At 66.8% G+C, this 18,468-nt stretch carries 19 protein-coding genes; 9 read left to right on the forward strand and 10 right to left on the reverse strand.

Going from position 1 to position 18,468, the window contains the following annotated elements; genetic code table 11:
- Window positions 1–119: 119 nt before the first annotated feature.
- Both AC1DJH_RS02295 and clpB read right to left on the reverse strand, forming a co-directional pair.
- Window positions 120–458 carry a hypothetical protein gene (locus AC1DJH_RS02295; RefSeq protein ID WP_435435651.1) on the reverse strand — a complete coding sequence of 113 codons (339 nt, stop codon included), beginning with the start codon at window positions 456–458 and terminating at the stop codon, window positions 120–122.
- Window positions 459–467: 9 nt separating this feature from the next.
- Window positions 468–3,089, reverse strand: coding sequence for an ATP-dependent chaperone ClpB (gene clpB, locus AC1DJH_RS02300; protein WP_478184586.1), 2,622 nt, complete (start codon window positions 3,087–3,089; stop codon window positions 468–470).
- Window positions 3,090–3,237: 148 nt separating this feature from the next.
- Between clpB and AC1DJH_RS02305 the strand changes: the two genes are divergently transcribed.
- Window positions 3,238–4,233 (forward strand): Bug family tripartite tricarboxylate transporter substrate binding protein, encoded by a 996-nt coding sequence (locus tag AC1DJH_RS02305; protein WP_478184587.1) that lies wholly within the window; start codon window positions 3,238–3,240, stop codon window positions 4,231–4,233.
- Window positions 4,234–4,275: 42 nt separating this feature from the next.
- Here AC1DJH_RS02305 and AC1DJH_RS02310 read toward each other — a convergent pair whose 3' ends face one another.
- Window positions 4,276–4,752: a molybdenum cofactor biosynthesis protein MoaE gene (locus AC1DJH_RS02310; RefSeq protein WP_478184588.1), complete on the reverse strand. Its 477-nt coding sequence runs from the start codon at window positions 4,750–4,752 to the stop codon at window positions 4,276–4,278.
- A gap of 255 nt (window positions 4,753–5,007) precedes the next feature.
- Here AC1DJH_RS02310 and dapA point away from each other — a divergent pair, with 255 nt between their 5' ends.
- Complete coding sequence (gene dapA, locus AC1DJH_RS02315) at window positions 5,008–5,901, forward strand: 4-hydroxy-tetrahydrodipicolinate synthase (RefSeq protein ID WP_478184589.1); 894 nt, start codon at window positions 5,008–5,010, stop codon at window positions 5,899–5,901.
- On the opposite strand, the gene moaD is transcribed toward dapA, so the two are convergent.
- From moaD to AC1DJH_RS02350, 7 genes are read right to left on the reverse strand one after another with little or no spacing between them, the layout of a single operon-like run.
- Window positions 5,888–6,139 (reverse strand): molybdopterin converting factor subunit 1, encoded by a 252-nt coding sequence (moaD, locus tag AC1DJH_RS02320; protein WP_478184590.1) that lies wholly within the window; start codon window positions 6,137–6,139, stop codon window positions 5,888–5,890. The two genes, dapA and moaD, sit on opposite strands and share 14 nt — an antisense overlap.
- Before the next feature lie 5 nt (window positions 6,140–6,144).
- Window positions 6,145–7,440, reverse strand: a complete 1,296-nt coding sequence (locus AC1DJH_RS02325) for a molybdopterin molybdotransferase MoeA (RefSeq protein ID WP_478184591.1) — start codon at window positions 7,438–7,440, stop codon at window positions 6,145–6,147.
- A complete protein-coding gene (mobB, locus tag AC1DJH_RS02330; protein ID WP_478184592.1) occupies window positions 7,433–7,978 on the reverse strand; it encodes a molybdopterin-guanine dinucleotide biosynthesis protein B in 546 nt (181 codons plus the stop codon). The genes AC1DJH_RS02325 and mobB overlap by 8 nt, the downstream gene beginning before the upstream one ends.
- 18 nt (window positions 7,979–7,996) lie before the next feature.
- Complete coding sequence (thrC, locus tag AC1DJH_RS02335; protein WP_435493341.1) at window positions 7,997–9,412, reverse strand: threonine synthase; 1,416 nt, start codon at window positions 9,410–9,412, stop codon at window positions 7,997–7,999.
- A 57-nt stretch (window positions 9,413–9,469) separates the two neighbouring features.
- Complete coding sequence (locus AC1DJH_RS02340; RefSeq protein ID WP_478184593.1) at window positions 9,470–10,792, reverse strand: homoserine dehydrogenase; 1,323 nt, start codon at window positions 10,790–10,792, stop codon at window positions 9,470–9,472.
- A gap of 23 nt (window positions 10,793–10,815) precedes the next feature.
- Window positions 10,816–11,841 carry a DUF1176 domain-containing protein gene (locus AC1DJH_RS02345; RefSeq protein ID WP_478184594.1) on the reverse strand — a complete coding sequence of 342 codons (1,026 nt, stop codon included), beginning with the start codon at window positions 11,839–11,841 and terminating at the stop codon, window positions 10,816–10,818.
- Window positions 11,838–13,070, reverse strand: coding sequence for a pyridoxal phosphate-dependent aminotransferase (locus AC1DJH_RS02350; RefSeq protein WP_472123120.1), 1,233 nt, complete (start codon window positions 13,068–13,070; stop codon window positions 11,838–11,840). The genes AC1DJH_RS02345 and AC1DJH_RS02350 overlap by 4 nt, the downstream gene beginning before the upstream one ends.
- A 134-nt stretch (window positions 13,071–13,204) precedes the next feature.
- Between AC1DJH_RS02350 and AC1DJH_RS02355 the strand changes: the two genes are divergently transcribed.
- The 7 genes from AC1DJH_RS02355 to AC1DJH_RS02385 all read left to right on the forward strand — a co-directional run bounded on the left by AC1DJH_RS02355 (window position 13,205) and on the right by AC1DJH_RS02385 (window position 18,464).
- A complete protein-coding gene (locus tag AC1DJH_RS02355) occupies window positions 13,205–13,588 on the forward strand; it encodes an Mth938-like domain-containing protein (RefSeq protein ID WP_478184595.1) in 384 nt (127 codons plus the stop codon).
- 151 nt (window positions 13,589–13,739) lie between these two features.
- Window positions 13,740–14,216 (forward strand): peroxiredoxin, encoded by a 477-nt coding sequence (locus AC1DJH_RS02360; RefSeq protein WP_007830801.1) that lies wholly within the window; start codon window positions 13,740–13,742, stop codon window positions 14,214–14,216.
- Window positions 14,217–14,425: 209 nt separating this feature from the next.
- Window positions 14,426–16,213, forward strand: coding sequence for a PhoH family protein (locus AC1DJH_RS02365; RefSeq protein WP_478184596.1), 1,788 nt, complete (start codon window positions 14,426–14,428; stop codon window positions 16,211–16,213).
- A 152-nt stretch (window positions 16,214–16,365) separates the two neighbouring features.
- On the forward strand, window positions 16,366–16,740 hold the full coding sequence (locus tag AC1DJH_RS02370; protein WP_478184597.1) for a VOC family protein: 375 nt from the start codon (window positions 16,366–16,368) through the stop codon (window positions 16,738–16,740).
- Window positions 16,741–16,746: 6 nt separating this feature from the next.
- Window positions 16,747–17,196, forward strand: a complete 450-nt coding sequence (locus tag AC1DJH_RS02375) for an EVE domain-containing protein (protein WP_478184598.1) — start codon at window positions 16,747–16,749, stop codon at window positions 17,194–17,196.
- A gap of 22 nt (window positions 17,197–17,218) precedes the next feature.
- Window positions 17,219–17,668 carry a GyrI-like domain-containing protein gene (locus AC1DJH_RS02380; RefSeq protein ID WP_478184599.1) on the forward strand — a complete coding sequence of 150 codons (450 nt, stop codon included), beginning with the start codon at window positions 17,219–17,221 and terminating at the stop codon, window positions 17,666–17,668.
- 46 nt (window positions 17,669–17,714) lie between these two features.
- Complete coding sequence (locus AC1DJH_RS02385; protein WP_472123106.1) at window positions 17,715–18,464, forward strand: helix-turn-helix transcriptional regulator; 750 nt, start codon at window positions 17,715–17,717, stop codon at window positions 18,462–18,464.
- Window positions 18,465–18,468: the final 4 nt, after the last annotated feature.

Consider the following 18,468-nt stretch of genomic DNA (forward strand, 5'->3'; position numbering starts at 1 on the left):
GGTGCGAAACGACATGGCCGGAGATTCGACACCGCACAGCGCGGCGAGGAGGAAATTTACTGGCCAGTAGAAATTCTACGAGCCAGTAGACATTCGGGCAGCGAAAGCTGCAACGACGCTCAGTCGCCGCGCACGGGGCGGGCCCGCACGTCGGTCACGTCATCGGCGGGGCCGATGGCGATGGGGCTGCGCACCGACTCGCCGCGCGCCCGTGCGTTGACGACATCGGCCGCCTGGGGCTCGGCAGGCTGTGCCGCATGGCGAAACCGGTCGAAGCCGGAGCGCGGATTGAAGCGCCCACCCATCGAGGCGACCCAGGGGGTCACGGGCTTGCCCGTGAGACGCCCCCAGGCGTAGCGCACACCCCACACGGCTGCCAGCAGCATGACCGCCACGGCCAGGCTGGCCGCAAAAACCAGCCCCAGGAGCAGAAGAATGACCCGAAAAATGAAGTTCATCATTCCAGCTTAGGCCGAAGCAGCCGCCGTTGGTTCCCCGGCCTTGGAGAACGAGAACTGCCCAGGCGACTGGATCGGGTCGGTGTTGACCTCGATCGTGTCCTTCGGCCCGAAGCTGCCGTCCAGCAGCAGCTTGGAGAGCGGGTTCTCGATGCGCTGCTGAATGGCGCGCTTCAGCGGACGCGCACCGAACACCGGGTCGAAGCCGACCTTGGCAATCTCCGCCAGCGCCGCGGGCGACACCTGCAGGCCCAGGTCCATTTTCGCGAGCCGCGCGGTCAGCACCTTCAGCTGGATCCCGGCGATCGATTCGATGTTCTTCGCGTCCAGCGCATGGAACACCACCGTCTCGTCGATGCGGTTCAGGAACTCGGGGCGGAAGTAGTTCTTCAGCTCGTCCCACACCGCTTCCTTGATCTCCTCCGAAGGCTGGCCCACCATGGCCTGGATGATGGGCGAGCCGATGTTGCTCGTCATCACGATCACCGTGTTCTTGAAGTCCACGGTGCGGCCCTGGCCGTCGGTCAGGCGCCCGTCGTCCAGCACCTGCAGCAGCACGTTGAACACGTCCGGGTGGGCCTTCTCGACTTCGTCGAGCAGCACCACGCTGTAGGGCTTGCGGCGCACGGCTTCCGTCAGGTAGCCGCCCTCCTCGTAGCCCACGTAGCCCGGCGGCGCGCCGATCAGGCGGGCGACCGAATGCTTCTCCATGAACTCGCTCATGTCGATGCGGATCAGGTGGTCTTCGCTGTCGAACAGGAAGCCCGCGAGCGCCTTGCACAGCTCGGTCTTGCCCACGCCCGTGGGGCCGAGGAACAGGAACGAGCCGGTCGGGCGGTTCGGGTCACTCAGGCCCGAGCGCGAACGGCGGATCGCGTTGGCGACCGCACCGATGGCCTCGTCCTGGCCGACCACGCGCTCGTGCAGCTTGCCTTCCATCACGAGCAGCTTGTCGCGCTCGCCCTGCATCAGCTTGGCGACCGGAATGCCGGTGGCGCGCGCCACGACCTCGGCGATTTCCTCCGCACCGACCTGCGTGCGCAGCAGCGTGGGGGCGCTCGACTTGCCCTTGCTGGCTTCGGCGTCCTGCGCTTCCTTCAGGCGCTTTTCGAGCGCCGGCAGCTGGCCGTACTGCAGCTCGGCGACCTTGTTGAAGTCGCCCTTGGCGGTCGACTCCGCAATCTGGAACTTGATCTTGTCGATGTCCTCGCGCACCTTGGCGCTGCCCTGGGCCTGCGCCTTCTCGGCCTGCCAGATCTCGTCGTAGTCGGCAATTTCCTTCTGCAGCCTGGCGATCTCGAGCTCGATCAGGCCGAATCGCTTCTGCGAGGCTTCGTCCTTCTCGCGGCGCACGGCCTCCAGCTCGATCTGCAGCTGGATCAGGCGGCGGTCGAGCCGGTCCATGACCTCGGGCTTGGAGTCCATCTCGATCTTGATCTTGGCCGCGGCCTCGTCGATCAGGTCGATGGCCTTGTCGGGAAGGAAGCGGTCGGTGATGTAGCGGTCGCTCAGCTCGGCCGCGGCCACGATGGCCGGGTCGGTGATGTCCACGCCGTGGTGCACCTCGTACTTTTCCTTCAGGCCGCGCAGGATGGCCACGGTGGCTTCCACGCTGGGCTCGCCCACGATGATCTTCTGGAAGCGGCGCTCCAGCGCGGCGTCCTTCTCGATGTACTTGCGGTATTCATCGAGCGTGGTGGCGCCCACGCAGTGCAGCTCGCCGCGCGCGAGCGCGGGCTTGAGCATGTTGCCCGCGTCCATCGCGCCCTCGGCCTTGCCGGCGCCGACCATGGTGTGCAGCTCGTCGATGAAGACGATGGTCTGGCCTTCGTCCTTCGCAAGCTCGTTCAGCACGGTCTTCAGGCGCTCCTCGAACTCGCCGCGGAACTTGGCACCGGCCAGCAGCGCGGCCATGTCCAGCGACAGCACGCGCTTGCCCTTGAGCGATTCGGGCACCTCGCCCGAGACGATGCGCTGCGCCAGGCCTTCGACGATGGCGGTCTTGCCCACGCCGGGTTCGCCGATGAGCACGGGGTTGTTCTTGGTGCGGCGTTGCAGCACCTGGATGGCGCGGCGGATTTCCTCGTCGCGCCCGATCACCGGGTCGAGCTTGCCGCGGCGCGCGCGCTCGGTGAGGTCGGTGGTGTACTTCTTCAGGGCTTCGCGCTGGCCTTCGGCGTCGGCGCTGTTCACGCCCTGGCCGCCGCGCACGGCGTCGATGGCCGCCTCGAGCGACTTGCGCGTCATGCCGTTCGCACGGCAGAGATTGCCGATGTCGGTCTTGCTGTCGGTCAGCGCCAGCAGAAAGAGCTCGCCGGCAATGAACTGGTCGTTGCGCTTGATGGCCTCCTTCTCGGTGGCCTGCAGCAGCTTGCCCAGTTCGGTGCCCACCTGCATGCTGTCGGCGCCCTGGACCTGCGCCAGCTTCTTGATGGCAGCCTCGGCGGCCTGGGAAAGGCCTGGCACATTGACACCGGCGCGTTCGAGCAATGCGCGCGGCCCTTCGTTCTGGCGCAGCATCGCGACCAGCAGGTGGGCTGGTTCGATGTAGGCGTTGTCGTTGCCCAGCGCGAGCGACTGGGCGTCGCCCAGGGCTTCCTGAAATTTGGTGGTGAGTTTGTCTTGTCGCATGGTGGTATTCCTGCTTCCAAAATAGGGCCGTTCGGGCACGATTCAAGGTTCTGCCCGTGACAGGCGGACCACGGCAGCCTGGGCACGGGTATTGCACGAGACCCGTTTCCTGCCCGTAGGCATTTCTCTCTCTCGAATGGAGTCGATCATGGTTTTTTCAATGCAGCGCGGTCAACCGGTGCGCCGGGCGATCAGCGCCGGCCTCTTTCTAGCCGCCCTGGGCCTGTCGGGCCTTGCGCAGGCGCAAAGCGGCACCCCCGTCCGCCTGCTGGTCGGTTTTCCGGCTGGCGCGGGCACCGACGCCATCGCGCGCACCCTGGGCGAAAAGCTCAAGGACGTGCTGGGCGTGCCGGTGGTGGTGGAAAACCGCGCCGGCGCGGGCGGCCAGATTGCGGCCACCGTGCTGAAGTCGTCGCCCGCCGACGGCCACACCCTGCTGCTGTCGCACGATCACACCATCTCGATCCTGCCGCAGGTCATCAAGAACCCCGGCTTCAACCCCGCCACCGACTTCGTGCCCGTGGCCGGCTTCGCCACCTTCGCCAACGTGCTGGCCGTCTCGGGCGGCACGCCGGCCAAGACCATGGACGAGTACGTGAAGTGGGTCCGCACGCAAAAGGGCGGCAAGGAAACCATCGGCATTCCGGCGCCGGCCTCGATCCCCGAGTTCCTCGTGAAGATGATCTCGGACAAGTACAAGATCGACGTGCAGCCTGCCCCCTACCGCGGCAGCGCGCCCATGACGGCCGACATGCTGGGCAACCAGATCACCGCGGGCATCGCCTCGGTGCCGGACTTCATCGAGAACCACAAGGCGGGCAAGGTGCGCATCGTGGCCTCCATCGGCGCCAAGCGCCAGGCCGTGATTCCGAACGTGCCGACCTTCACCGAACTGGGCTTCGCGAACCTGGACGACCTGCCCTACTACGGCATCTTCGCGCCGGTGGGCACGCCGCAGCCGATCATCGACAAGTACGGCGAGGCACTGCAGAAGGTGCTGGCCATGCCCGACGTGAAGCAGAAACTCACGGCGATGGGCCTGACGGTGGGCTACGAGTCGCAGGGCCAGTTCGCGGGGCGTGTGCGCACGTACACGGCGGCCTGGGAAAAGATCATCCAGGGCAGCGGCTTCAAGCCCCTTTGATCTCATGCGCCCTCTCCCCGAGGGAGAGGGGGCAACGCGGGATCAGGCATTCGGGGCGCTGATGCCCCAGCGCGCGAGCGCCGCGTCGTCGGCCACGCGCGCATCGACCCAGCGGGCGCCTTCGGGCGTTTGCTCCTTCTTCCAGAACGGCGCCTGCGTCTTGAGGTAGTCCATCAGGAACTCGCAGGCCTCGAAGCTCTGCCCGCGGTGCGCCGACACCACCGCCACCATCATGATCTGGTCCAGCGGCTGCAGCAGGCCCACGCGATGGATCACGCGCGCCCCGAGGATGTCGAAGCGCCGCAGCGCTTCGTCGATCATGGCCTCGACGGCCTTCTCGGTCATGCCGGGGTAGTGCTCCAGCTCCATCGACGCGACGCTGCTGCCGTCGTTGCGGTCCCGCACGGTGCCGACGAAGCTGCAGACCGCACCCACGCGCTTGTCGCCGGCACGCAACGCGGCGACCTCCTGCGAAAGGTCGAAATCGGCTGTCTGGATCGAAACACGCGCAATGCTCATTTCCGAATTGTGGCATCGCGCTAGACTGCGACGATGCCTTGCCTCGCCACCCCCTCCTCAGTGCTTTCGCACGCTGGAAGCGGTTGCGCGTGCCAGGGCAGCAAAGCCAAAAAACCAAAGCTCGTCTGACCGGAGCCGAGGTTCCGTCGTCGGATGAGCGACGGAACCTGCCAAGGTTTTTGGCCCTTTCATGGGTTTCGCGCGCATCCGACGGTGGTTCTTTTTCCATCGGTCGATTCCTGAGAGGAAACCCGCGTGCCGCAACAACCCCATCCCACTGTCCCTGATTTCTCAGGCTTCTGGATCGCCCTCGTCACCCCGTTCCGCAACGGCGCGGTGGACCATGACGCCCTCGCCGCCCTGACCCGGCGCCTCGCCGCCGACGGCGTGACCGGCTTCGTGCCCTGCGGCTCCACCGGCGAGGCCGCCGCGCTCGACGAGGACGAACAGCTGGCCGTGCTCGACACCGTTCTGGCCGCAGCCGGCGGCCTGCCGGTGGTGATGGGCATTTCGGGCTACCACCTGGGCAAGGCCACGGCCTGGGCGCGCAAGCTGTGCGAGCGCCCGCTGGCGGGCCTGCTGGTGGCAGCACCGCACTACATCCGCCCGTCGCAGGCCGGCCTGCTCGAATGGTTCCACGCCATCGCCGATGCCAGCACGGTGCCTGTGCTGGTCTACGACATCCCCTACCGCACCGGTGTCACCATCGCGCGCGACACGCTGCTGACGCTGGCCGCGCACCCGCGCATCCGCGGCATCAAGGACTGCGGCGGCGACATGGCCAAGACGCGCGCCGTGATCGCCGACGGCCGGCTGCAGGTGCTGTCGGGCGAAGACCACCAGATCTTCAGCACGATGGCCGAAGGCGGCGTGGGTGCCATCGCGGCCAGCGGCAACGTGCAGACCCGCCGCTTCGTGCGGCTGGTGCGGCTGTTGTCGGAGAACCGGTTGGCGCAGGCGCGCGACGAATGGCAGGCCTTGCAGCCGCTGGTGGACAGCCTGTTCGCCGAGCCGAACCCCGGCCCCGTGAAGGCGCTGCTGGCGCACGCCGGCGAAATGCACGACGAGCTGCGTTCGCCGATGACGCGCGCGTCCGACGGCCTGCGCGAGCGCCTCGTGGCGCTGGACGCCCTGCTCAGCCGCCCGTGACGGGCGGGAAGAAGGCGACTTCGCAGCCGTCGTGCAGCGCGGCGGCCTCGTCGCTCATGGTCTGGTCGAGCGCCATGCGCACCGCCTTGCCGCGCGCGAGCGCGGTGGCATAGGAGCCGCCCCGGCCGATGAGTTCGTCGCGCAGCGCGGCGAGCGTTTCGGCTTGCGTGTCGACACTTTCGCCGCTGCGGGCCAGCGCCTCGCGCACCGAGGCGAAATAACGAACCTGGACTTTCATTCGATTCAGCCGAGCAGCGAGGCGAAGGGAATGAAGTTCACGGTGTCGCCCGACCTGATGGTCTGCCCGGCCGGGTTGTCGACCACGCCGTCGCCCCAGACCATCGAGGTGAGCACGCCCGAGCTCTGGTTGCCGAACAGTTCGAGCCCGCCCGCCGCGTTGCGCCGCGCGCGCAGGAACTCGCGGCGCTTGTCGGCGCGCAGCCAGTCGAAGTCGGCGCGCATCTGCACGGGCTCGGGCGTCACGCGCGTGGCACCCTGCAAGGTCAGCAGGAAGGGCCGCACCAGCATCAGGAAGGTCAGGAAGCTCGACACCGGGTTGCCCGGCAGCCCGGTCACATGGCAAGCGCCCTGCCCGTTGCTGCGCGCGATGGAACCATAGGCGAAGGGCTTGCCGGGTTTCATCGACAGCGACCACAGCTGAAGCTCGCCAAGCGACTGCAGCGCGGCGCGGATGTGGTCTTCCTCGCCGACGGAAACACCGCCGGTCGTGATGATCAGGTCGCTGCTCTCGGCCGCCTCGCGCAGCGCCGCGATGGTGGCGTCGCGGTCGTCGGGCACGATGCCCAGGTCGTTCACCTCGCAGCCCAGGCGGTGCAGCAAGGCGCGCATGAAGAAGCGGTTGGAGTTGTAGATGGCGCCGGGCTTCATGGCGTCGGGCGCCACTTCGCCGGGCATCACCAGTTCGTCGCCGGTGGAGAGCATGGCCACGCGCGGCTTGCGGGCCACCTGCAGCTTGTGAAAGCCGACGCTGGCCGCCAGGCCGAGCGCGGCGGGCGTGAGGCGTTCGCCCTGCTTGAGCACCACGTCGCCCGACGCCACGTCTTCGCCCGCGCGTCGCACCCATTGGCCCGCCGCCGGAACGATGGCGATGCGAACCGAGCCCAGGCTGCCTTCCTGCGGCGTGGCGGCGGTGTCTTCCTGCATCACGACGGCGTCGGCGCCCTCGGGGACCTGCGCCCCCGTGAAGATGCGCGCCGCGGTGCCGGCCGCGAGCGGCGTGCCCACGGTGCCCGCGGGGATGCGCTGCGCCACGGCCAGCTCGGCCCCCGGCGCAGCGCAGTCGGCCACGCGCACGGCGTAGCCGTCCATCGCGCTGTTGTCGCGCGGCGGCACGGTCAGGCCGGACACGAGGTCCTGCGCCAGCACGCGGCCGTCGGCCTCGAAGGTGGCGACGCTCTCGGCGGGCAGCGTCGGCTGCGCCCTGGCGAGCAGGACGGCGATGGCCTCGTCGAGCGGCATCAACGGCGGGCGCAAGGAAGAGGCAGCGAAAGGAACGGGAGGAACAGGTGTGTCAGCCATGGTGTTCGGGGTTGTATTCGAAGCGGTCGCCGCTGTCGATCAACCAATTCGCAATGGCCTCGGCGTCGTTGAGGTCGAACAGCGGGCGCTCGGTGGGCACGGGCAGGCCGGCCGGGTCGTCCGTGGCCACGGCGGTGACGAATGGATCGTCGGTGTAGAGCACCGGGCGCGACGGCTCGTCGCCCCCGGGCCGACGCCAGACTTCGATCTTCAGCACGTCGCTGTGCCGGAAGCCCTCGACCAGCACCCAGTCGGCGGCCGGGTGCACCTCGGCCAGCAACTGGTGCACGCTGAGCTCCACGGGGAACTCGAACTCGCGCATCACGGCCAGCCGCTTGTCGGAGGCGACGACGACCTCGAAGGCACCCGCCTCGCGGTGGCGGTACGTGTCCTTGCCCGGATGGTCGATGTCGAACTTGTGGTGCGCATGCTTGACCACCGACACGCGCTGCCCGAGTCGCTTGAGCGCGGGGATCAGGCGCTCCAGCAGCGTGGTCTTGCCCGCGCCCGAATAGCCCGCAAAGCCGACGACCTTCATGCGAGGGCCCGGACGTGATCAATCACAGTTCTGTGCGATGTAGGCCTTCACGGCCTCGGCGTCGGCCGGCAGCTTGACGACGCGCTTGGGCAGCGCCTCGATGCCCTCGAACCGCTTCGGCCGCTCGGGCTCCTCGCCCAGCGCCTCGACCAGCGTGGCGGCGAACTTGATCGGCAACGCGGTTTCGAGCACCACCATCGGCACGCCGGGTGCGAGCTGCTCGCGCGCGGCCTTCAGGCCGTCGGCGGTGTGCGGATCGACCAGCGTGGCAAAGCGTTTCTCGGTATCGCGGATGGTCGCCAGGCGGTCGGCGTGCGTGCTGCGGCCGCTCTTGAAGCCGAAGCGCTCGGCGGCCTGCTTGAACGCCGGGTCGGCGCTCAGGTCGAAGCTGCCTTGCAGGCCCAGATCTTCCACGAACAGCTGGCGCAGCCGGGCGGCGTCGCGGCCCACCAGGTCGAACACGAAGCGCTCGAAGTTGCTGGCCTTGCTGATGTCCATCGACGGACTCGATGTTTCGTGCGTGTCGACAGCGCCGCGCACGCGGTAGATGCCGGTGCGGAAGAACTCGTCGAGCACGTCGTTCTCGTTGGTGGCGACCACCAGCGTCTGGATCGGCAGGCCCATCATGCGCGCCACGTGGCCCGCGCAGACGTTGCCGAAGTTGCCCGAGGGCACGGTGAAGCTCACCGGCTTGTCGTTGCTCGCCGTGGCCTGGAAATAGCCCGCGAAGTAGTAGACGACCTGCGCCAGCAGCCGCGCCCAGTTGATCGAATTGACCGTGCCGATGCGGTACTTGCGCTTGAAGCCCAGGTCGTTGGACACCGCCTTCACGATGTCCTGGCAGTCGTCGAACACGCCGGTGATGGCGATGTTGTGGATGTTTTCGTCCTGCAGGCTGAACATCTGCGCCTGCTGGAACGGGCTCATGCGGCCGTCGGGCGAGGTCATGAAGACGCGCACGCCCTTCTTGCCGCGCATCGCGTACTCGGCCGCGCTGCCGGTATCGCCGCTGGTCGCGCCCAGGATGTTGAGCTCCGCGCCGCGGCGCGCCAGTTCGTACTCGAACAGGTTGCCCAGCAGCTGCATCGCCATGTCCTTGAAGGCCAGCGTGGGGCCGTTGGACAGGGCTTCGAGGTACACGCCGTCCTCGAGCTCGCGCAGCGGCACGATCTCGTCGGAGCCGAACACCTCGGCGGTGTAGGTCTTCGCACAGATCGCCTTCAGGTCGGCCGGCGGAATGTCGTCGATGTAGAGCGAGAGGATCTCGAAGGCCAGCTCGGCATAGGGCAGCGCGCGCCATTGGGCGAGCGTGGCGGTGTCGACCTGCGGATAGTGCGCCGGCAGGTAGAGGCCGCCGTCGGGCGCGAGGCCTTCGAGGAGGATTTCGCAAAAGCGCTTGCGGTCGGGGTGGCCGCGGGTGCTCAGGTAGTTCACACGATGGTCCTGTTGTACCGGTTCAATGTTCGATGGATGAAGTTCGCAGGCTGCCCCTCAGGACAGCTCTTCCTTGCGGATGCGAACAATGGGCTCCAGCACCGTGGGCAGTGCCTGCAGCTCGGCCAGCACGTCGTTGACGGTGCCTTCGCGCGCGTCGTGCGTGAGGATGATGAGGTCGGTCTGCGTGGAGCCTTCGCCGCCCACTTCGTCGGCTTCGCGCTGCAGCACCGCGTCGATGCTGATGCCGGCGGTGGCCAGCAGGCCCGTCACCTTGGCGAGCACGCCGGCCTGGTCGGCCACGCGCAGGCGCAGGTAGTAGCTGGTGACCACCTCGGTCATCGGCAGCACCTTGAGGTCGCTCATGGCGTCGGGATGGAAGGCCAGGTGCGGCACACGGTGCGCGGTGTCGGCGGTGTGCAGTCGGGTGATGTCGACCAGGTCGGCAATCACGGCGCTGGCCGTCGGCTCGCTGCCGGCGCCCTTGCCGTAGTACAGCGTGGTGCCCACGGCGTCGCCGTGCACCACCACCGCGTTCATCGCGCCTTCGACGTTGGCCAGCAGCCGCTTGGACGGCACCAGCGACGGATGCACACGCAGCTCGATGCCCTGGGCGGTGCGCTTGGTGATGCCCAAGAGCTTGATGCGGTAGCCGAGCTGTTCGGCGTACTTGATGTCCTGCGCGGCGAGCTTGGTGATGCCCTCGATGTGGGCCTTGTCGAACTGCACCGGAATGCCGAAGGCGATGGCGCTCATCAGCGTGACCTTGTGGCCGGCGTCCACGCCTTCGATGTCGAAGGTCGGGTCGGCTTCGGCGTAGCCCAGGCGCTGGGCTTCCTTCAGCACGGTCGCGAAGTCCAGGCCCTTGTCGCGCATCTCGGACAGGATGAAGTTGGTGGTGCCGTTGATGATGCCGGCCAGCCACTGGATGCTGTTGGCCGTGAGGCCTTCGCGCAGCGCCTTGATGATCGGAATGCCACCGGCCACCGCCGCTTCGAAAGCCACCATCACGCCCTTGGCATGCGCGGCCGCGAAGATCTCGGTGCCGTGCACCGCGAGCAGTGCCTTGTTGGCGGTGACCACGTGCTTGCCGGCCGCAATGGCTTCGAGCACCAGCTGCTTGGCGACGCCGTAGCCGCCGATCAGCTCGATGACGATGTCGATGTCGGGGTTGGCGATGACTTCGCGCGCATCGGCCACCACCTTGACGCCTTCGCCGGCCACTTCGCGGGCGCGGGCGGTGTCGAGGTCGGCCACCATGGTGATCTCGATGCCGCGGCCGGCGCGGCGCTTGATTTCTTCCTGGTTGCGCTGGAGCACCTTGAAGGTGCCGCTGCCGACCGTGCCTGCGCCGAGCAGGCCTACTTGGATGGGATTCATTGGGAAAGTCGCGCTCATGGCGTTCATGGTTTGGATGGGGTGGCGGACGGTGCGCTCACGACGCGGCTGACGTAGCGGGGCAGGTTCCAGGCGCCGCCGGGGAAGCCACGGCACATGCGGTCGATCGTTGCGCCGGTGCGCACGAAGTCGCGGCCGTTGTAGTGCCAGGTTTCGGTCGCCACGCAGTCGCCGACGCCGCGGACCTTCATGACCGAGGACACGCTGGCGTCCTTGTCGTCGAAATCGCCGTTGGCCTCGAGGGCCGATGGCGCATAGGGCGGCTTGTCGTTGGCGATCCAGAGCTGGCTGGTGGAGTTGTAGGCACCCACGCTGCACTCCAGCGACAGCAGGATCTTGCTGTCGGTCAGGCGATGGATCTGAAACGATTTGGCCTGCACCCCGTCCATGCTGTTGCACGGGCCATCGGCTTCGCTCAACTTGAGAGAAGGGAAGATGCGCGCCGCCAGGGCGTCGTCGCCAGGGCGCGCCTTGGCGGGCTTGACCGCGTTGACGACAGGCACCGGTAGCGCAGGCAGCACCGACTGTTCAGCCCTGCTGCCGCGGCGCACCAGCGCGCCCGGCGTGCCGATGCGGCCCTGGGCTTCGTCCATCTTGAGCAGCACGGCGTTGAGGCCGGCCAGCGACAGCGTCCACTTCCTGCTGCCGGCAGCAAGCGTGGCATCGTCGCTCTTCAGGAGCTCGGGGAGCACCGTGCGAACCTGGCTGTCGTCAAGGCTGGCGGAGCCGCCGTCCAGACCAGGTACCGTGGCCTTGCCGACCTTGAGGCGCACCGGGCCCTTGACGTCGTCTTCACCGCCGATCTGCAGTTCGATGCCCACTGCGGTGCCGGGCCCCGCCTTGCGGGTGATGAGCATCGACACCAGTTCCCCTTCCCCGCCGTCCAGCTGGTAACCGGCGGCACGGCAGGTGCGCGTGTTGTCGCAGGCCAGTTCCCAGTCGTTGTGCGAGAAGGAAACAGGCTCCTTGTCGGCCGCCGCGGCAGCCCATGCGGCAAGCGACAGCGCGGCAGCGACGCAAGCGGATCTCATGAGCCCGTCTTGCGGCGCAAGCGGTACTGCTCAAGGAACTTCGCGATGCGGTTGATGGCCTCGCGCAGGTCGTCCTCGTGGGGCAGGAACACGATGCGGAAGTGGTCCGGGGTGGCCCAGTTGAAGCCGGTGCCCTGCACCAGCATCACGCGGGTTTCCTTCAGCAGCTCGAGGAAGAACTGGCGGTCGTCCTCGATCGGGTAGACCTCGGGGTCGAGCTTGGGAAACATGTAGAGCGCGGCGCTGGGCTTGACGCAGCTCACGCCGGGGATGGCGGTGATCAGCTCGTAGGCCAGGTCGCGCTGGCGGCGCAGGCGCCCGCCGTCGCACACCAGGTCGTTGATGCTCTGGTAACCGCCCAGCGCCGTCTGGATGGCCCACTGGCCGGGCACGTTGGCGCACAGGCGCATGTTCGAGAGCATGTTCAGGCCCTCGATGTAGTCCTGCGCGCTGCGCTTGTCGCCCGACACCACGAGCCAGCCGGCGCGGTAGCCGCAGGAACGGTAGCTCTTGGAAAGGGAATTGAAGGTCAGCGTGAGCACGTCGCTCGACAGGCTGGCGATGGCGGTGTGCTTGACGCCGTCGTACAGCACCTTGTCGTAGACCTCGTCGGCGAAGATCACCAGGCCGTGCTCGCGCGCGATGGCCACGATGCTCTTGAGCAGCGCGTCGGAATACAGCGCACCGGTCGGGTTGTTCGGGTTGATGACCACGATGCCCTTGGTGCGCGGCGTGATCTTGGCGCGGATGTCGTCGAGGTCGGGCATCCAGCCGTTGGCCTCGTCGCAGAGGTAGTGCACCGGGGTGCCGCCCGACAGGCTCGTGGAGGCGGTCCACAGCGGGTAGTCGGGCGCCGGCAGCAGCAGCTCGTCGCCGTCGTCGAGCAGCGCGTTGGTGGACATGGCGATCAGCTCGCTGGCGCCGTTGCCCAGGTAGATGTCGTCCAGGGTGACGCCCGCGATGCCCTGCTTCTGCGTCTCGTGCATCACCGCCTTGCGCGCGGCGAAGACCCCCTTGCTGTCGGAGTAACCGGCCGAGTTCGGCAGGTTGCGGATCATGTCCTGCTGGATTTCCTCGGGGGCATCGAAGCCGAACACGGCGAGGTTGCCGATGTTGAGCTTGATGATCTTCTGGCCGTCCTCTTCCATCTGCTTGGCGGCGTCCATGATGGGCCCGCGGATGTCGTAGAGAACGTTGGCCAGCTTGGCCGATTTCTTGAGCTGCTTCAAAGGGCCCTCCCGGGCGCGGGTTAACGGGTTGCTTGCTCGGAGTTGCCGCCAGCTGGCTGGCTCCGAAAAAAGCCCTTGCGGGCCTCGTGACACTGGGGAAAACCTATAATTTGACCACAGTTCCCAGTGCACCGATGAAGCTCCAGCCCGACAAATCCGACGCCCAATCCCTCACCGCACATGGCCCCGGATGGGTGGCCATCAACAATGAAAAGGTCGAGGGCAGCGTCGTGGTCGGCTCGCACGGCGAGCGGTTCGAATGGAATTGTTCGAGCTTCGACCAGATCGGCGCCGAACATTTCGCGCGGCTGGCGTCGCTGGGTGCCGAATTGATCATCTTCGGCAGCGGAAACCGCATCCGCTTTCCCCAACCCGCCTGGCTGCAGCCCCTGATGGCGCAACGCACCGGCGTGGAGACCATGGACACGGCGGCGGCCTGCCGAACCTACAACATCCTGGCCGGCGAAGGCAGGCACGTCATCGCCGCTCTGCTCGTCGAGAGTCCGGCGGGCGGCTGAGGCAGGCGTTTTCGGGGTAAAATACTAGGTTGCGAACCGGCCCGCTACCCCAAAGTTAGCAACGACCAATCCTTCATTCTTCGAGCAAGCACCGTCTGAAAACGGTTCGAGAGGGCTCGAAGGACTGAATCTAACGGAGAAAACAAGTTTCATGGCGATCGTTGTCAACAAACCCATTCCTGAATTCGACGCCAACGCCACGGGCGGCCTGAAGGTCTCGAATACTTCGCATCTCGGCCACGTGCTGGTCATGTACTTTTACCCGAAAGATAACACTCCGGGCTGCACGACCGAAGCGATGCAATTCCGCGACCGTTACAAGGACTTCGAAAAGGCAGGCGCCACGGTCTTCGGCGTGTCGCGCGACAACATGAAGTCGCATGACGAGTTCAAGGCGAAGCTCGAACTCCCTTTCGAGCTCATTGCCGACACCGAAGAAAAAATGTGCCACATGTTCGGCGTGGTCAAGAACAAGATCATGTACGGCAAGAAGGTCAAGGGCATCGAGCGCAGCACCTTCCTGATCGGCGCTGACGGCATCTTGAAGGCCGAATGGCGCGGACTCAAGGTGCCGGGCCATGTCGACGACGTGCTCAAGGCCGTCAAGGCCCTCAAGAAGGCCGCCTGAGCATTGCACAAGGCGCTGGCAGCCCTTTTGCGTCACGACGTGGGGAATGCCCCACGCGGCGCGTAAAGAGCCTTCGACGCGTCATCCGGGGTGTGCATAATGGCTTCATGCCGTTGAGCTCCACGACCGCATCCCCCGAACAAAGCCGCCTTGGTCTACAGGCGGCTTTTTCGTTTTCTGGTTCCCATTTTCTGCGAGCGACCTGACACATGCCATTGCCTCCCGCCCCCACGAAACGCGCTGCATTGCTCTCGCCGGACGCGATCGATGCGCCCGCACGGCCCTCGCACAGGGGTTCGCGCCGCGCTGGCGATTCGCGCGCCGAAGCCTCCGAGCAGAGCGGACCGCAGCCGCTGGAACTGTTCGACAACCTCGGCAAGGAAGGCGGCGGCGGCAGCGAAGGCGCACGCCCTCCCCGCCGCGCCAAATCGAAACCGGTCTCCGCGCCTGTCCCCGTCGCCGCGCCGCAGCAGCCGCCCGCCGCCATCCAGGTCGAGACCCGAGTCCCCACGGCGGCTCCCGTGATTCAGGCACCGGCCGCGGCACCGCAAGCACCGGCACGCCCCAAGCGCAGCAAATCCACCGGCCCTGCCAAGCTGTTCGTGCTCGACACCAACGTGCTGCTGCACGACCCGATGTGCCTGTTCCGCTTCGAGGAGCACGACATCTTCCTGCCGATGATCGTGCTCGAAGAGCTCGACGGCCACAAGAAAGGCACCACCGAGGTCGCGCGCAACGGCCGCCAGACCAGCCGCACCCTCGACGCGCTGGCCGGTGCACAAGATGCAGACATCGACAAGGGTCTGAAGCTCGACACCACCGGCCACCGTGAAGCGGGCGGCCGGCTGTTCTTCCAGACCGCCCCGCTCGACTACTCGCTGCCGATCAGCCTGCCCCAGGGCAAGGCCGACAACCAGATCCTCGGCGTGGTGCACGCGCTGCGCGACGAGTACGCCAAGGACCGCCCAGGCAGGCCAAAGCAGGAAGTGGTGCTGGTGTCGAAGGACATCAACATGCGCGTCAAGGCCCGCGCGCTGGGCCTGGCTGCCGACGACTACCAGAACGACAAGACGCTGGAAGACGGCGACCTGCTCTATGCCGGTTCGCTTGCCCTGCCGCCCGACTTCTGGACGCGCCAGAGCAAGACGGTCGAAAGCTGGCAGAGCGGCAGCAACACGTTCTACCGGATCAGCGGTCCGATCGTGCCCAACCTGTACATCAACCAGTTCGTCTTCTTCGAGGCGCCGGGCGAGCCGAGCATGTACGCACGCGTCACCGAGATCCGCGACAAGACCGCGGTGCTCAAGACGCTCAAGGACTACAGCTCGGGCAAGAACGCGGTGTGGGGCGTGAACACGCGCAACCGCGAGCAGAACTTCGCGATGAACCTGCTGATGGACCCGGATATCGACTTCGTCACGCTGACCGGCACGGCCGGCACCGGCAAGACCCTGATGGCGCTGGCCTCCGGCCTCACGCAGGTGCTGGACGACCGCCGCTACACCGAGATCATCATGACCCGCGCGACGGTGAGCGTGGGCGAGGACATCGGTTTCCTGCCCGGCACCGAAGAAGAAAAGATGGGTCCGTGGATGGGCGCGCTCGACGACAACCTCGAGTTCCTGGCCAAGGGCGACGGCGGCGGTGCCGGCGAATGGGGCCGCGCGGCCACCAACGAGCTGATCCGCAGCCGCATCAAGGTCAAGAGCATGAACTTCATGCGCGGGCGCACCTTCCTGAACAAGTACGTGATCATCGACGAGGCGCAGAACCTGACGCCCAAGCAGATGAAGACGCTGATCACGCGCGCAGGCCCGGGCACCAAGATCATCTGCATGGGCAACCTGGCACAGATCGACACGCCCTACCTGACGGAAGGCTCCTCGGGCCTGACCTTCGCGGTCGACAAGTTCAAGGGGTGGCCGCACGGCGGGCACATCACGCTGGCGCGCGGCGAACGCTCGCGCCTGGCTGACTTCGCGAGCGACGTGCTCTAAGTCGCCGGCCTCGACGCCGACAAGGCCCGCGCACGCTCCCCGGAGCGCCGCGGGCTTTTTTTCGCCTGCGGCGACAGGCTACTGACAAGACGCTGTCAGGAGGCGGATCGCACCATCGAGGCTCCTTCAACAGCAACGAAAGAGAGTCCTCCATGCACAAGAACGCCATCAGCTGGTTCGAGATTCCGGTCACCGACCTGGACCGCGCACAGGCCTTCTACGAAACCGTGCTCGCCCGCAGGCTGCGCCGCGAAGACTTCGGCGGCGACGCGCTGGCCGTGTTTCCCTACGAAGCACCCGCCACCGGCGGCGCCCTGCAGGCCGGTGCCAGCGCAACAGCGCGCGCCGGCAGCAGCATCCGCATCTACCTGGACTGCATGCCCAGCATCGACGCCGTGCTCGCGCGCGTCGAAGCGGCCGGTGGGCACATCGTGGCACCGAAGTCCGCGTTGCCGCCGGGCATGGGCTTCATCGCCCACATGCGCGACACCGAAGGCAACGAAGTCGGCCTGCACGCGCTGGACTGAACGGCCATGGCGCAACGCAACTGGATCGCCGTGGCCAGCGCCGAGCATGCGCGGCGCGGCCGCGACCACCGCCCGCTCGGCTTCATGCAGGTCGGCCACGGCAAGCAGGCACCGCTCAAGCGGCTTTCAGCGGGCGACCGCGTGGCCTACTATTCGCCGGCCACGGTGTTCAGCGGCACGGACAAGCTGCAGAGCTTCGTGTCGATCGGTATCGTGCAGCCCGGCATGCCGTACGAATTCGACGTGGGCAACGGCTTCGTGCCGTGGCGCCGCGACGTGGCCTATGCGGCGTCGCACGAGGCGCCCATCGCACCGCTGATCGAGCGCCTCGCGTTCATCGAGAGCCCGAAGCAATGGGGCTACAAGTTTCGCTTCGGCATGTTCGACATCACGGATGCCGACATGCAACTGATCGCCCAGGCCATGAAAGCCGACCTGAAGATGCTCGCACTGTGAGAAAGAAAGAAACAAAGAAAAGATGGAACCGACCCGCTACCACCAAGACGCCTTCCAGGTTGCAGGCATCACGGTTCGCACCACCAACCGCGAGGAGAATGCCCCGGACACGGCCCGTCTAGGGGCGCTGTGGCGGCGCTTCTTCGGCGAGGAGACGTATGCATCCACACCGCACCGCACCCGGGACACCCGGATCTACAGCGTCTACTCGGCCTACGAATCGGACGCGCAGGGCGCGTTCGACGTGACGGCGGGCGTGGCCGTTTCCGATGGTGCGAACAGCGTGGCCGTCGAGGCCGGCGACTACCTCGTGTTCACCGGCCAGGGCGAAATGCCGCAGATGGTGATCGCCACCTGGCAGCGCATCTGGCACTATTTCCAGACGCACCCGGACATCGCGCGCAGCTACCGCAGCGATTTCGAAGCCTATGAAGGACCGGACAAGGTCGCGATCCACATCGGAGTTTCATGAGCACCACGAAGACCGACGGCGAATTCGAATTCACAGGCACACGCTGATGCGCCGCGCCGACCGCCTCTTCCAGCTCGTGCAGCTCATCCGAGGGCGCCGGCTCACCACGGCCGCCTTCCTGGCGCAGCGCCTGGAGGTGTCCGAGCGCACGGTGTACCGCGACGTGGCCGACCTGCAGCACCAGGGCGTTCCCATCGAGGGCGAAGCCGGCGTGGGTTACCGGCTCGGCGCGGGGTTCGAGCTGCCGCCGCTGATGTTCACGCAGGACGAGGCCTCGGCGCTCGTGGCTGCGGCGCGGCTTGCGCAGAGCTGGGTCGACCCGGCGCTGGCGCGCGACATCGAGAGCGGGCTGGGAAAGATCCTCTCGGTGCTGCCGCCGGCCGCGCGCGTCTCCGCGGAGGCGCTGGCGCTCTACGCGCCGGCCATGGGCCTGGACGATGCCCTGCGTGCGCGGCTGCAGGCGCTGCGCGAAGCCGTGCAGTCGCACAACAAGCTTCGGCTGCACTACCGCGATGTGTCGGGCGATGCCAGCGAGCGCACCGTGCGTCCGCTCGGCTGCTTCTATTGGGGCAAGGTGTGGACGCTGTCGACCTGGTGCGAGCTGCGCAACGACTTTCGCGGCTTTCGCGTCGACCGCATGGATGCGATCGACGTGCTGCCCGAGCGCTTTCGAGACGAGCCTGGCAAGACGCTGGCCGACATGCTGCGGCAGTTGAAGGCAGAGACCTCGCAGGGAAAGATCGTGCCGCTCAAGCCGCCGAGCGCCCCGCCATGGTCGGGCAGCAGCGTCGGCTGAGCCC

This window comes from Variovorax sp. 10N412, from assembly GCF_056394985.1.